Annotated in this window: 11 protein-coding genes; all 11 read right to left on the bottom strand. The window is 46.2% G+C overall.

Going from position 1 to position 14,532, the window contains the following annotated elements:
• Window positions 1-165: 165 nt before the first annotated feature.
• Complete coding sequence (locus tag H6F66_RS00650) at window positions 166-1,719, bottom strand: NAD(P)/FAD-dependent oxidoreductase (RefSeq protein ID WP_190417234.1); 1,554 nt, start codon at window positions 1,717-1,719, stop codon at window positions 166-168.
• Between the two features lie 220 nt (window positions 1,720-1,939).
• Window positions 1,940-3,019, bottom strand: a complete 1,080-nt coding sequence (locus H6F66_RS00645) for a cupin domain-containing protein (RefSeq protein ID WP_190417232.1) — start codon at window positions 3,017-3,019, stop codon at window positions 1,940-1,942.
• An 86-nt stretch (window positions 3,020-3,105) separates the two neighbouring features.
• Window positions 3,106-3,402, bottom strand: coding sequence for a 2Fe-2S iron-sulfur cluster-binding protein (locus H6F66_RS00640; RefSeq protein WP_190417230.1), 297 nt, complete (start codon window positions 3,400-3,402; stop codon window positions 3,106-3,108).
• Window positions 3,403-3,459: 57 nt separating this feature from the next.
• Window positions 3,460-4,593, bottom strand: a complete 1,134-nt coding sequence (locus H6F66_RS00635) for a 3-oxoacyl-ACP synthase III family protein (RefSeq protein WP_190417228.1) — start codon at window positions 4,591-4,593, stop codon at window positions 3,460-3,462.
• A complete protein-coding gene (locus H6F66_RS00630) occupies window positions 4,593-6,449 on the bottom strand; it encodes a ScyA-related TPP-binding enzyme (protein WP_190417226.1) in 1,857 nt (618 codons plus the stop codon). Before H6F66_RS00630 ends, H6F66_RS00635 begins: the two co-directional genes overlap by 1 nt.
• A 132-nt stretch (window positions 6,450-6,581) precedes the next feature.
• Window positions 6,582-7,271, bottom strand: a complete 690-nt coding sequence (locus H6F66_RS00625) for a sugar transferase (RefSeq protein ID WP_190417224.1) — start codon at window positions 7,269-7,271, stop codon at window positions 6,582-6,584.
• A gap of 57 nt (window positions 7,272-7,328) precedes the next feature.
• Window positions 7,329-8,840 carry a long-chain fatty acid--CoA ligase gene (locus H6F66_RS00620; RefSeq protein ID WP_190417222.1) on the bottom strand — a complete coding sequence of 504 codons (1,512 nt, stop codon included), beginning with the start codon at window positions 8,838-8,840 and terminating at the stop codon, window positions 7,329-7,331.
• A gap of 8 nt (window positions 8,841-8,848) precedes the next feature.
• Window positions 8,849-10,546: an aromatic amino acid ammonia-lyase gene (locus tag H6F66_RS00615; protein WP_190417220.1), complete on the bottom strand. Its 1,698-nt coding sequence runs from the start codon at window positions 10,544-10,546 to the stop codon at window positions 8,849-8,851.
• A 55-nt stretch (window positions 10,547-10,601) separates the two neighbouring features.
• Window positions 10,602-11,699, bottom strand: coding sequence for a 3-deoxy-7-phosphoheptulonate synthase (gene aroF, locus H6F66_RS00610; RefSeq protein WP_190417218.1), 1,098 nt, complete (start codon window positions 11,697-11,699; stop codon window positions 10,602-10,604).
• A gap of 842 nt (window positions 11,700-12,541) precedes the next feature.
• Window positions 12,542-13,360, bottom strand: coding sequence for a DNA-binding response regulator (locus H6F66_RS00605; protein WP_190417216.1), 819 nt, complete (start codon window positions 13,358-13,360; stop codon window positions 12,542-12,544).
• Window positions 13,361-13,469: 109 nt separating this feature from the next.
• Window positions 13,470-13,715 (bottom strand): response regulator, encoded by a 246-nt coding sequence (locus H6F66_RS00600; protein WP_347269312.1) that lies wholly within the window; start codon window positions 13,713-13,715, stop codon window positions 13,470-13,472.
• Window positions 13,716-14,532 lie beyond the last annotated feature (817 nt).

The following is a 14,532-nucleotide window of genomic DNA, read 5'->3' as shown; positions in this document are numbered from 1 at the left end:
CTAGCGTCCTCTTTTACTCCCTTCCCGCTGTAAAATTACCTATTTTTTCTTTCTTACTTCGCGCTCTTCACGTCTAATTCGCTATCGCGAATCGCCGCGCTAACGCGGTTCGTTAAATAGGTATTCTTCTGTTGGGAAAGGAGTAAAAGGATTTAGGAACACCCTCTAAACCTCAGCGAGAGCGGCATCCAACTCCGTCTGCACTACTCCTTGGGTATTCTCTTCTAGAGTCGAATTTTCACTATTCATTCCCACTACAGTAGTGCTATATTCGCTCGCAGGGATTAATCCTAGTCGTGGTTTCGTTATGACCTGCAAACCGTTTTCTTTGGGTAACGACCATGAGAATAGCTGTTGCCACAACGAACTGAAGACATTATCCATTGATATCGCGTGAGTTTCCCCCATATTCGAGGTTGATTCGACGTGTTCCAAAACAGCAGAGCTGGTTGCAAGTATTTCCACCATTTCTTCAGTAACCTGATGACGAAGACCCGCCTCAGCTTTTGACAGATCCTCCATACCAGGCAAAAAGTTCGGAGGCTGATCCTTCGGTTCAAAGCTGATGTCATCAGGTTTAGGAAGCTGCTGCTTCTCCTCGGAAGTAAATTCCTTCTTACGCATTAGATCGTACAAAGACGAAACAATTACCAACAGGCGTAGGTAAGTATGTCGAAGACCTCTATCGTAATAAGAGTATGCCTGGTTTTCTGTCACATCATTTCGTAGCACACTTGCTAAACTTGCTGCTGCCAATGTCCCGCTAAGAGTGGCAAGGTGTACTCCAGTCGAAAGCAAGGGATCTAAGAAACATGCAGCGTCTCCTAATAGGAAGTAGCCCGATCCACAGAACCTCTCAGCTGTGTAAGAATAGTCTTGCTCTACCTTCACAGGGGATACTAATTCGGCTGGAGCAAGAAGCTCTGCTACACACGGGCACTTTTTATTAATGGCATTGAAGTAAATTTCCTCCAGATCCGCAGTAGCTCGCATCTCCTTATACATCATCTGATTAATGACCAGACCTACGCTTATCGTGCCATCATGCAGGGGAATTGCCCAAATCCAGCCAGATCCATCATTGAGAGAAGCGCTCACAGTGCTACCAGCCGGACGGATTTTCGCTATGTCTGCATTCTTCCAGTAGCCCCAAATCCCTAAGTTTTGAAACTCTTTATGGTACTGTCGGTTCTGCAAGTAGCGTGTGGACATCAAACCAGCACGACCTGATGCGTCAATTAGGTAGTCGAAAGACAACTCTCCAGAATTACTATCCTTGATTGCCTCAGCCCAGATAGCGTTAGTAGGTCGTTCTCCATCGAAAAATAGCTTGCGAACTTCAACCCCTTCAAAGACTTTAACGCCTTGGCTTTTAGCATGATCTAAAAGCAGTTTGTCAAATTCAGCGCGACGAACTTGGTAGCTGTACGTACCAAGTACTTGCTCGAAATCGAGTTCCCACTTCAAAGATCCCCACTCAAAGAACGCTCCTGACTTCCGGTAGAATCCATAAGAGTCAACCTTTTCTCGGATACCTAGTAGGTCAAAAACTTCTAGAGCAGCAGGCAGAAGCGATTCGCCGATGTGGTAGCGTGGTCCAACTGTCTTCTCTAATAGAGTCACATCAAAACCTTCACGCGCTAAGAGAGTGGCAGCAGTAGATCCGGCAGGTCCACCGCCGACAACAAGCACTTGTGTAGATTTAGGTAGAACAAACATTAGCGTTTTCTCCGTTTAATAGGTTTTCGTTCATCCAGGTTTAGGTGATGTCAGAGAGAGGGGATTTAGGACAAGAGATGCTCTTGACTTGCTTCAGCAGAGAGCTAGTCCCCTTTATAGTTCGCTGTTTCACCTCATGGGGTTGCACAATTAATGTCACTGAGCTTGAAAGTCACCTGTCAACAAGCTCTACTGTTGGTTGTAGGCAATTACGCGAGAGTTACGACAGGTTTTCCTGTTTCTCTCTGCGTTTTCGTAGAGAAACTGTCCCGAAAGCACCTAAACCCAACAGACCTAATGCAGAAGCAGGTTCAGGGACTGAGGCTGGGGTACTGAGTAACAGTGTTCTTGCAGGTGTCGTTCCAAGATTTTGATAGGTGTAAGATGTTCCTTCGGGAAGGTAGACAAAAGTTCCAGGTGTCCCTACTGTAGTTTTGTCCCCAATTTGGAACGTCACCTCACCATCTAGGATGTAGAATGACTGACTTTTCCGATCGCTGCGCTGTAGTTGTTTGGGTTCAGCTTGCGGTGTCAGCAAAACATTAAATAGCGAGAACAGCCCATCGGTTTCTTCACTGCTTGCTAGAGAAGTAAACAAACTACCCGCCTCATTGAACGACGGACGATTTGGTGCGCCCGGTGGCACTAGGATGAAATCCCGGAGTCCTTGAGGGATGTCGGACGGTTCCGGTTCCAACGCAAGTGCTGTGTCATACCTTGCGGCGATTGGTGCGATTTCTGTAAAGTCTGTACGTGGTGGTGGCGGATTAGACGGGTCTGTGACAAGACGACCCTCTTCTGCGAAAAATCCCTCAAACCCGGACGGAACAGTGAGCGCCAACAACCTTGCAGGCGTTGTACTGGGGTTAAAAAATTGATGCCGTCTGCCTCTGGGGATGTAGGCAAAGGTTCCGGGAGTGGCAACGATAGCTTCGTTTCCCAATAAAAACCTCAACTCTCCATCCAGAACGTAAAACGCCTCGTCTTGGTCAAAGTGCCTGTGTGGTGGAGGTCCGTTCTGCGGAGTAACGGTTAAATCGAATAGCGAGAACTGTCCGCCAGTTTCTTGACCCACTGCTAAAAAGGTACTCAATCCAGTAAACACAGAGTACACTGGACGACCTGATGCATCCGGTGGCACTATTAGTACATCCTGACCTCCTGCTGTTAAAGGCGAGGAAATCTCATGGGGTACGAAAGGCGAGTGTCCTGGATGTGCCTGTGTAACTTCCAACCCCACACATAAAGAGGAAAGCGCTGCTCCAGTAATAACCATCGATAACTTTTTCACAGTAACCATAGATAGGTGTTCCTTTAGCAAAAGATCTACGTGGAATACTCCATCAGAATTCATTAGCTATTGCTCAGATTCATATCTGCCAATCCTTAGGGTTTTGTCTTCACAGCAACATTTCCATTCACCAAACTCTGGCAAGCTAAACGATAGTTAGCAGGCTTCTTCTTCAGCTTCTGTTCTTCTACCGGAGTCCGTGGAGACAGATTTTCTGAGCCTGCCACGACTTCCACCATGCAATTGCCACATTTACCATTGCCCCGGCAATTCAGCAGTTTTGTCATCCCTTTGTAGATATCTACACTACTCTCAATAGCTTTGAGGCGCAGGTTTGTGCCATCCATGACGATGACTTCTTTGTCTTCATTCACAAATTTGATACTATTCACAATTTCCTCCCAGTGATTCGGATGTATAGCAGGATGATGTCCGCTTCAAATTAGCTTCTAGACAGCAGCAGGAATCCTCTTTTCCTGCTCATTCAGACTCACTGCGGGAGCAGGGAGGGGTCCCAGCTTGACATCGCCCCAACGCATCACGGTTGCAGCGGCAGTAGATGCCGAACCGATGGTATAGACAAGCACCAGGTCGTTTTCCTGGACTTTGCCCAATTGTGCACCGTAGTACAGATTGACGATGGGTAGTACCGGGCCAATGTTTGCAAACTGCGGATAGAGATTGATTGTGCGCTCCGGATCGATACCTAATGCCCGCACGCACAAGTTTGCATACCAGGCAGTGGGTGTGTTGAAAGCAAAGTATTTGATGTCATCGAGAGTCACACCAGCGGCTTCTACAGCACCCTGACTACATGCACGGACGAACTCCACACCGGTGCCTCGGATCTGCTGGCTGGCGTTTTTTCCATTCTGGATACGCATCCGTGGGTTGCCTTGGGCGTCTGTTGTGAGTTCGTTAAAGAAGGCTCCGCAGGTTGCAGCGGTATGAATGATTTTAGTTCCCAGAACTCCTTGGTTCGACTTGAGGTTACCAACAATAAAGGCTCCGGCACCATCGCCCATAAACCAAGATAGGGTATCGTCGTCGTCAACAAAGCGGGAGTAGATGCAAGAGATGACCACCAATACATTACGGTACGCTCCCGCTTGCACCAAGGCATTGGCAGTCTGGAGGGCAACCAAAGCACTGGAACAGGTTGACTCAAGATTCCAGGCGGGGCAACGCAAGCCCATTTCACCAACTAGAAAAGAAGCATTGCCCGGTGCAATTCGTTCGGGGAACAGGGAGGTGACAATCATCAAATCGACATCCTCAGACGCCATCTCTGCGGCTGCAATGGCATCAAATGCCACGCGCTTCTCCAAGGTCATAGAGGATTCATCTGGTGCCAGTACCCGCCGTTCGACGGCACCACGAAAGGGGTCTGACAAATAAGGTATCATCTCTTGGTCAAATTCGCAGGTTTTGGCGTTGGAGTCGGAGGCAGAAAACAGCTTGGCTAATGCCTTTTGCTCAGCTTGAGTAACTGAGTGCGGGTACTTATTTCGCCAATAATCGTTTGTACGGAGAATGCTGGGAAAGGTAACTGCAATTGAACGAATTCCTATTGCTTGGGTCATTATGATAAATCTCCTTTTGTTTCTGTAGCGCCTTGTTCAATCAGACTCTGAATACGGTTTCCAAAAGGTGCAATTTGGGTTGGATCGATGATTACGTCAACAACAAACGGCATGTTAGAAGTAAGTGCTTTCTCTAATGCAGCCAAAAGGTTGCTTTCACTCTCAACACGGATGCCGTCCGCTCCCATGCCACGGGCGATCACCACAAAATCCGCTGGTGACATCTGCGTGTCTACGCCCTTGAATCCCAACAACGCCATACCTTGAGCACACATGTTGTAGCGTGCGTCATTGAGGACAATCCAGACAGCAGGAATCTGGTATTTTACGGCAGTGTTGATTTCGCTGTTCATCAGCATGGCACCATCTCCAAGAATGGCGATGGCTTTACCATTTCGTGCTATGGCGGCACCTAAGACACCCGTACCGGCATGTCCCATTGAGCCAAACCCGGTGCTGACCCGGTAGCGACCTGGTTTGGTAAATCGCAGTGTGTGAGTTCCCCAAGCAAAGGAGTTTCCCGCTTCGGTCATCACAAAGGCATCGCTACCCTCGACAAACACCCGTTGAATGGTATCCATCAGTACATCGGGCCGTACCAGACCTTCTGCACAAGGATTGGTTATGGCACGATGGGGATGAGGCAGTACAGGGCACTGACCGGGACGTTCGGGAAAGTACTTGAGTAGCGCCTTGACGAAAACTTGTACATCAGACTGGATGGAGAAAGTTTCTACAGATGGATAGGCGGTTCCCGGCACTTGCGGGTCAATGTCCACATGCACAAACCCTCGTGAGGGCACTAGCGCCGGACTCCAGAAGGAGGTGAATTCACCCAGTCGGGTTCCCAAAACCAGCACGCGCCCAGGACGTTGCTCCTGCATGTATTTCAGAACTGAGGTATGCCCACCAAAGCCTGTCACACCTATATACTGAGGATGATTTTCGGGAAAGATGCCCTTGCCGCGCGGCGAAGACATTACCGCAGCTCCAGTTCTCTCAGCGAGTTGGCGGATTTCCTCTGCCGCACCTCTAGCACCAAAGCCGACCCAGATAGCAAACGGTTCTTCAGAGAGTAACTGTACAGATTTAGCGATCGCATCTTCCCCAGCAGTTGCCAGAGTTTGTGAGAAAGTTACGGAAGGCAATGATGCCTTGAGCAAACTTGATTGGGTGGTTGTGGGGACACTCAGATGAGCAACAAATCCATCCGGTTTTGCCATACCAACAGCGAGTCTGCGAGCAATCTCTGACAGTTCATCACCAAACTCAATGCTGGTAGCATAATGAAACAGCGAGCCAGAGGTACAAAAAATGTCACTGGGCATTGTGTAGGTGCTGGTTTCCTGAAAAGCCCACCGTCCGCGCTGCGGTGCCGAGGTAGCAGCCGATAAAAAAATCACTTTCGCACCCTCCCAGCGTGCAGCCATAAGTCCAGTCAGCGCGTTGGTAATGCCTGGACCCGTTGTGGTAAAAACAACGACAGGGCGTTCATCAACAAAGTAGGACTCAACTGCGGCAAAAACTGCTCCAGCTTCGTGGCGGAAGTGAAGCACCTCAATGGCACTGTTTTCTAAGCTAGCCCAGAGCGAGGCGATCGCTCCCCCGGAGACACCAAATGCACGGCGCACTCCCAAATCTTCCAGCATCTTGACCACAGCTGCTGCAACAGTCGGTTGGGTTGATTCCGACTGGCTGGGCTTTCCATTAAGCGAGGACAGTGCGGAGGCTGTGGGTGGCGAGAAGATAGAAGAGCCAGCTGAATGTTCAACTGAGATGTGATTAGATTTGACATCAGTGTTTTTTTGCAACTGCTCAGTTTTATTTGCAGTTTTGGGAATAGATTCAATGCTCATGCTCGTCAACTTTTAATTCCTACAACAAAGTAATTAACTGAGGAGACACTTTTGGTGACTGAATAAACAAACTTTTCACTTATCGGAATCTTTTAGGTTGCTATCCATTCGCCAATAATTTGCGATTGGTAGTTAGCAAGCACCACTCTTATTCAGAACTACCCAAATTGTCTTGACCATAATAGTAAGGTCGTAGATAACTGACCACTTACGCTGATACCGCAGATCCATTTGCACAATTTTTTCAAAATCCTTGATTGTAGAACGACCATTCACTTGCCACTCACCAGTTATCCCAGGCTTAACGTTCAGGCGCTTCCAATGGTGTTTTTGATAGTGAATGACTTCATACCTTGTTGGTGGGCGGGTTCCCACTAAACTCATTTCTCCCCTCAGAACGTTCCAAAACTGGGGTAATTCATCTAAGCTAGTGCGACGTAGAAACCTACCTACACGGGTAATGCGAGGGTCATTGTGATTTTTAAAGATATGCCCTTTCGCTTGATTGTTGACTTGGTGATTAAGCTTGTCTGCTTCCACAATCATTGAGCGGAATTTCCAGATCCGGAAAAGTTTTCCCTTCAAACCACAGCGAAATTGGCTGTATAGAATAGGGCCTGGGGTATCAAGCTGTATAGCAATCGCCACTGGAATAGCAATGACAATAGTGATAGCTATTCCCACTAAAGCTCCCAAAATGTCAATCAAGCGCTTGGTTTTGCTTGTTACAGAAGGATGGACTTTGTCTCTAATGGAAGAAACCTTAGATGAACCTTTTAAGACAAGTGATATCACTTCTGGTTGGACGATTTGTCTGTGCATATCTCGAAAAAGGCTTTAAGTTTCAGCATTTGATAAATTTGAAAACGCCCAATTCTATTACAGAGGCGAAGGAGACATTTCCTCCTCGCGTAGAAGCCGCTTCAGCACTTTGCCTGTCGGATTTTTCGGAATTGAATCAACAAACTTGACAACTCGTGGAATTTTGTAGGCTGCCATTCTTTCCGAACAAAATTCAATGATTTGTTCTTCTGTAATTGCGTGACCAGCCTTCAGTACGATATTGGCTTTGACTATTTCACCTTTTAGCGCATCGGGAAGGCCATAGATAGCTACCTCAGCAACTGCTGGATGTTGATAAATAACATTCTCTACTTCAGTTGGATACACTTTGAATCCAGAAACATTGACCATGTCTTTTAAGCGGTCAACAATATAGAAAAAGCCGTCTTCATCCATTTGACCAATATCCCCTGTGTGGAACCAACCGTTTTTAATCACTTCTTGCGTTTCAAATGGGCGATTCCAATAACCAAGCATGACGTTTGGTCCTCGAATAACTATTTCACCCAACTCTCCAGGTAGTACTTGATTACCGTCAGCATCAACAATTTTCATTTCCACGTTTTCAATTGGAGCGCCAATTGAACCGAGTTTGTATTTCAAGTCGTGGTTATAACAGGCACATGGTGATGTTTCAGTTAAACCATAGCCTTCATGAATAACTTTTCCATACTTATCCTGCCAAGTCTGTGCTACCTCAATTGGCATGGGAGCCGCTGCTGAGAAGTAATAACGCACGCTTTCAAGGTTGTAGCCAAAGGTTTCCGTATTCAGCAGTTTTATGAATATTGTCGGTACCCCAAAGAACATTGTTACTTTATGAGTGGCGATGGTATTAACTGCTTGCTCAAGGTCAAACCTGCGTTGCAAAATGATGGTTGCACAAACGTTAAGTCCGGCATTGAGAATAGCATTTTGACCAAAGCAATGAAATAGCGGCAGGTAAAGCAGCAATCGGTCATCTTGTCGCATTCCACAACAACGGTTGTGGGAATACATATTAGAAATTACGTTGCCGTGAGAAAGGGTAGCTCCTTTGGGAAAACCTGTTGTTCCTGATGTGTAGACGATGCTAGCAGGAGCATGGCGATCCATTTCGACAGCACACGCCTCTGGCGAAGCGTTTTCTATCAGTTGTGCCAAACTAATTCTCTTGTTGGCTTCACCTTCTGCAATCAAAATGTGTTGCAGTTCAGGTAAATCTGACGAGGGCACATTCTCAGTTAGTGACTCTGTTGTAATTATCGCTTTGGCAGCACAATCGTTGAGAATGTAGCTAACTTCAGCACTTTTGAGCATCACGTTGACCGAGACGACAACCGCTCCGATTTTAAGAATGCCAAGATAAGAAATGACAAATTCTGGAATGTTTGGCAAAAATAAGGCTACGCGATCGCCTCTGTTTATTCCTAATCCTCGTAACCCATTTGCCACTCGCCCTGCTAGCTCGTCTAGCTGTTTGTAGGTAAAAGATTTCTCCTCAAAAATCAGAGCGATTTTGTCAGAAAATAACAGATGACCGCGCTCTACATGATGTGCGATGTTCATGACTACAACTACTCAGTCAAAATATTGTTAATTGCTGCAACAATCTGACCGCCAGTTGCGATATCAGCTGTGATGCGGGCAATGTGTTCATCTAGGGGTTGTTCGTGGTCGTTCCAAATGTAGGGGCGGTCTGGTGAAGGTGGTTGTCCCACTACATCACGTACTGCCATATATAAATCTCTAGTGGCGGGCGATAGTCCCGCACGGGCGTCGTAATGGTCGGCAACGAGATAGGTACGTAAATCAACCGCTTGCACCCCAAACATTAAGGCGATCGCCATATATTGTTGAAAGATTTCTACCGAACGACGCGCTAGATTTGCAGAAGCAAAACCTTGGCTGTTGATATTTTGGTTATATTGTTCGGCATGGGTAGGAAATCTGTCAGCTATGGAATTTCCATAGAAGGTCAGCAGCGGCATTATAGAGTTTCCCGCTATTTGCAAACCCTTCAGCCCCATGTTGACAATACGCTCTCGGTTACCAACTAAAGACGGTGGCAGTCCATTGTTAAATTCCGGCGCTACAAGGTAGGCTATTTGCACATCCAAATGTTTAGCCAACAACCCGATGTAGTAGCGCAGCTGATCCATTCCCACGCCGATGTACTGTCCCAAGAAATTGCCGCCATGATAACTGGTTTGATTCTCAACATCGATTAATGGGTTGTCGGTGACAGAGTTAATTTCTACCTCAATTTGTCTTTGAATCTGCTCGATGCCATCGACAATCGGTCCCATGTACTGTGGCAGGCAGCGTAGCGAATAACGGTCTTGAATTGGATGTTCACCGCGATAGTTGTGAGAACCATCTAACTCTTCGCGGACTAAACGCGAACCTGCTAGCAAGTTCAGCATTTGAGCAGCAGCCCATTTTTGCCCTGAATGAGGTTTCAGCTGGTGGATAAATGGGTGGAATGATTGATTGGTGCCATTCAAACCTTGAATAGCCAGGGCGTGAGCACCCACGGAGAGTGCTAATAAAACTTTGGTGTCGTACACGCAATTAGCAGCGATGCCTGTCATGACTGAGGTGCCATTCATCATTGCCAACCCTTCTTTAGGAAGTAGTTGCAATGGCTCTAAACCCAGCTTCTCAAGCGCTGCTGGTGCGTTCATTTCTTCACCATTAAAGTCAACGGTATAACAACGGTCTAGACCAATCAGTGCCCCAGTAATGTAGGACAATGGCACCAAATCCCCACTTGCACCAATTGAGCCAAATTCATATACATACGGTGTGACACCTGCATTTAGGAACGTCTCCATGCGCCGGATGAGTTCAAGGCGGATGCCAGATGCACCATGCAAGTGAGAGTTGGCACGCAAGAGCATGGCAGCGCGGACATCAGCTAGCGGTAATCTTTGTCCGGCTCCGGTTTTGTGATACCAAATCAGGTTGTTTTGCAGCAGAGCGGTACATTCACGGGAAATCACGACATTTGCCATGCCGCCGAAGCCACTGGTGACGCCGTAAATTGGCTGCCCAGATTCCACAGCATTGCGAATGTAGTCGCACGATGCCAAAACACCCCGCAAAACTTCATGATTATCGGTTATGCGTACCTGGACACCATGACGTGCTACACTAACCACTTCGTCTATTGTCAGGTTGTGGTTGCCCACAACTACGGTTTTGTCGGAATACCCAGACCAGGGTAGTGAAAAACCAGAGGTTGTCTTCTTGCCTAAGGATGCTGTATTCATTGCAGGTTTACTTCTACTTGGTGGCAGCTAATTGCACTTCTTTTGATTAACTTGTTCAAATGCTTGCAGTGGAGGAGATTGAAGCAAACTTTGGCGTTGCAGTTGCGAACGGTGGTTTAGCCCAACGACCAAAGAATTTGCCCAAGGGAGCCAACTCGAGCATTAATTGCTCAAATCCTTCGAGTGTGAGAGACTGAGGCCCATCTGAGAGTGCTTTAGCTGGGTTGGGGTGAACCTCAATCATTAAAGAATCTGCACCAGCAGCGATCGCTGCCATTGCCATTGATGGCACGTATTCTGAGAAGCCAGTGGCGTGGCTGGGATCGATCATGATAGGCAGGTGAGTAAGCGATCGCAACACCGGCACTACAGATAAATCCAGAGTATTGCGGGTATACTGCCGGTCAAAGGTGCGAATTCCCCGTTCGCACAGAATTACATTAGGGTTGCCAGAGGCCAGGATGTACTCAGCTGCCATCAGCCATTCTTCAATGGTGGCTGACAGTCCCCGTTTCAGGAGAACTGGCTTAAGAGTTGCACCTACTTTCTTCAGTAGGGAAAAATTCTGCATATTGCGGGCACCAATTTGTACCACATCTGCAACGGCAGCCACCTTCTCTAGGTCGGCTGTATCCATTACTTCCGTGATAATCCCTAAACCTGTAGCTTCGCGAGCTTTTCCTAACAAGCCTAAGGCACTCTCGCCATGACCCTGGAAAGCATAAGGAGAGGAACGGGGTTTATAAGCACCCCCGCGTAGAAACTGCGCTCCTGCTGCTCTTACTCCCCGCGCTGTTTCTACGATCATCTCTTCGTTTTCTACGGAACAAGGTCCAGCTACTATAACTAAAGGGTGGTTTTGACCAAAGGTTACAGGCCCATTGGGTGTTGGTACAACGACTTCACTTGGTTCTCTATAGCGAAATTCTTTTGAAGCCCGTTTAAAGGGCTGCTTCACCCGTATAACCTGCTCAATAAAAGGGCTTAAGTTTTGGATTTGTCGAGTATCGATCTCTGCCGTATCACCAACCAAACCAATTACCACTTTATGCTGGCCTACACATTTTTCTGGTGTGATGTCCCAACTCCGGAGTTCTTGGCTAACTCGCTCAATTTCTGCTGATGGGCTGCCGGATTTCATGACAATAATCATTAATTAAAACTCTCCTGAAACTTGACAAACAAGGCTGCTTTTGAGCGTCATGTGGATTAGATAATCTAGTTGCGATAATTAACGTTTACACGCTTGAGTTATTACTCAATCTACGTTCGCAACTTTTTTTTAGTTGTTACTTCTTTTCGTCGCCGATTATTCATCAATTTGAATGAATAATTTCTAACTTTGGCAAGGCTGATTTGACAGGGCAAGTACCCTTAGGGGTACTCTTTAATATCTGAAAAGGCTCGGTCTGCCCACGCCGAATTTTTGGGTTTGACCTTGGGATAGCCAGATGTCATAACCACAACCCTTAGACTAAGAAGAAAGGTTTTTTAACAGCCATATAATGCAAATAGTGAGTCTCTAATTTGGCTAGTGTGAGCAAAATCGAATAACTTGGAAAAGCGAGAATTTACTTGTCTAATAGATAGAAGGAGCAACGCACAAGGTTTCAAGATAAAACTCAACCTCTAATCAACACTTTCTTTATGTCCTTAGCTTAGAAAATATAAAATATAGTTGCAATAAACAATTTGGTGATTTAACTAACTTTTTTGACTCTCTTAGATTTAAGATATAAATGGTACATACAATACAAATTGTGTCATTCTGAGCGAAACTTAGTAAAGCGAAGAATCTCCGAGATGCTTCACTCTAGGAGCGTTTTGCTCAGGATGACATAAAACATAAAGTTTGCTAATCACCCAAAAGCCAGGACAGCCACTTTTTTATGCTGGATGTATAGCAATCCTCAGCCATTCGTGAACGAGAGTAATTGAAAAATTTCTCTAGTTGTTTTCTGGCTAAATTGTTAAAAAATACTAAAGTTTCACAATTCAAGTCGGATTGCTATAGCTGCAACGTTCCTTTCTCCAGGCTTGGGGAGTTGTTCCCTGATGTTGGCGAAACTGGCGGAAGAAATGAACTGCACATTGATAGCCCACCTTAGCAGCAATCTCCTCCACTTTCTCTGAGGTCTCCAGTAGCAAGTAGCATGCTGCTATCATCCGGCGCTTGATAATCCAGCTTTGCACGGTTTGTCCCGTTTGGCGTCGCACCAGTTTAGTAAGGTAACCTGGGGAGTAACCAACTGCCTGAGCCACGTCGCTGAGGGTAATTGGCTGGTGATAATTTGCCTCAATGAAGCGGAAGACCTCACTCAACTGAGAGTCGGACGGAAAAGTCGGCTGAGAGCCAGCCGAACTTACACTGTCAGCAGATGGTGCTTCTAGGACCAGCTGGGATTGTGCGGTATAACACTGCTGGAGGGTGGTTCGTTTTTCCAAGCAGGCTGTGATCGCCTTTACTAATTCATTTACCGTACAGGGCTTAGTAAGATAGTCATCCGCTCCCAACTCCATGCCTTTGCGGATGTCGGCTCGATTTGCTTTGGCAGTGAGAAAAATCAAGGGGATAATTGCTGTGGCAGGGTTTTGGCGCAGTGTTGTTAGGACGCCATAACCATCGAGTTCCGGCATGGTAATGTCGCTTATTATCAAATCGGGTAACTCTTGTTCTGCCTGTTGGACACCGATAAGGCCGTTTTCAGCACCTATAGTGTAGAAACCTTCAGCTTTAAGACATTTTAGAAAAAGATTTAGGGTTTCTGCTCTATCTTCAATCACCAGAATTTTTTTCACAGTCTCCTCTTCCATGCAAATACTGGTCTATGGACAATCTGGAGGTGTAAAGTAGCAGCATCTATTTACTACTCAGTTCCATATCGGTAGTTTTACGCAAAGTGCCACTTTTCTGTTTCAATTCTTAACAAGTAATCTGGATTAATGATTTCTCACCTTGACAGGGCTGCATTGCTAGAGCTACGCCATAACCATCGAGTTCCGGCATGGTAATGTCGCTTATTATCAAATCGGGTAACTCTTGTTCTGCCTGTTGGACACCGATAAGGCCGTTTTCAGCACCTATAGTGTAGAAACCTTCAGCTTTAAGACATTTTAGAAAAAGATTTAGGGTTTCTGCTCTATCTTCAATCACCAGAATTTTTTTCACAGTCTCCTCTTCTATGGAAATACTGGTCTATGGACAATCTGGAGGTGTAAAGTAGCAGCATCTATTTACTACTCAGTTCCATATCGGTAGTTTTACGCAAAGTGCCACTTTTCTGTTTCAATTCTTAACAAGTAATCTGGATTAATGATTTCTCACCTTGACAGGGCTGCATTGCTAGAGCTAATACCCCTAGGGGTACTCTTTCATCTCTAAAAACGCTCGGTGCGCCCACGCACGAATTTTTGGCGTCGGTCTTAAGAGTGCTGGATTTCATAACGGCAATCATTAATTACATTCCTCCGGAAATAGTGCAATTAATAATGGTGGTTGGCTCTCCTAGGATTAGAGTAAAAATGTATTAAACACTACATTCTTTGTCATTCTGAGCGGAACCCTTCGCTTAAAGGCAGGCTCCGTGAGGCGTTAGCATTGCAGCTGCTCCAGCAGCTGCAATGCTCAGTTTGCAGAATCTCCGAGATGCGAAGAGAGTTTCCCCTTGAGCGATAGCGTTGCGGTTCCTTTCGTTGCAGCATGACAAAAACATAAGGTTTGTTTATCACCAAAAAGTCAGGAGAGCTAAGTGGCTTTGATTGACATAAGTTCATAGCTCTAGACTCATTGGACTTATGCAGTTATGATTGCAGACAAAAGTTAGTGGGGTTTAGACAAAAATTTATACAAAAATGGCTTTAAACCTAGATTGAGAAAGACTTTTAGCTTTAATAAGCATAAATCTAGTATTCACAAGGGTTTCAGGCATTTTTGGTCTACCAACCTCTTTTCCTTGCTAAGAAAGGTTTTCAGCCCTTTTGGGGGC

Origin of the sequence: Trichocoleus sp. FACHB-6, assembly GCF_014695815.1 — a bacterium.
Taxonomy (GTDB): Bacteria; Cyanobacteriota; Cyanobacteriia; order Cyanobacteriales; family FACHB-T130; genus Funiculus; species Funiculus sociatus.
The sequence above is the reverse complement of the archived record's forward strand: the minus strand, read 5'-3'. Positions and strand labels throughout refer to the sequence as shown.

Excerpts from the sequence above, each read along its gene's own strand:
- H6F66_RS00650 (WP_190417234.1), bottom strand. The coding sequence starts at position 1,719 with ATGTTTGTTCTACCTAAATCTACACAAGTGCTTGTTGTCGGCGGTGGA.
- H6F66_RS00645 (WP_190417232.1), bottom strand. The coding sequence starts at position 3,019 with ATGGTTACTGTGAAAAAGTTATCGATGGTTATTACTGGAGCAGCGCTT.
- H6F66_RS00635 (WP_190417228.1), bottom strand. The coding sequence starts at position 4,593 with ATGACCCAAGCAATAGGAATTCGTTCAATTGCAGTTACCTTTCCCAGC.
- H6F66_RS00630 (WP_190417226.1), bottom strand. The coding sequence starts at position 6,449 with ATGAGCATTGAATCTATTCCCAAAACTGCAAATAAAACTGAGCAGTTG.
- H6F66_RS00625 (WP_190417224.1), bottom strand. The coding sequence starts at position 7,271 with ATGCACAGACAAATCGTCCAACCAGAAGTGATATCACTTGTCTTAAAA.
- H6F66_RS00620 (WP_190417222.1), bottom strand. The coding sequence starts at position 8,840 with ATGAACATCGCACATCATGTAGAGCGCGGTCATCTGTTATTTTCTGAC.
- H6F66_RS00615 (WP_190417220.1), bottom strand. The coding sequence starts at position 10,546 with ATGAATACAGCATCCTTAGGCAAGAAGACAACCTCTGGTTTTTCACTA.
- aroF (WP_190417218.1), bottom strand. The coding sequence starts at position 11,699 with ATGATTATTGTCATGAAATCCGGCAGCCCATCAGCAGAAATTGAGCGA.
- H6F66_RS00605 (WP_190417216.1), bottom strand. The coding sequence starts at position 13,360 with ATGGAAGAGGAGACTGTGAAAAAAATTCTGGTGATTGAAGATAGAGCA.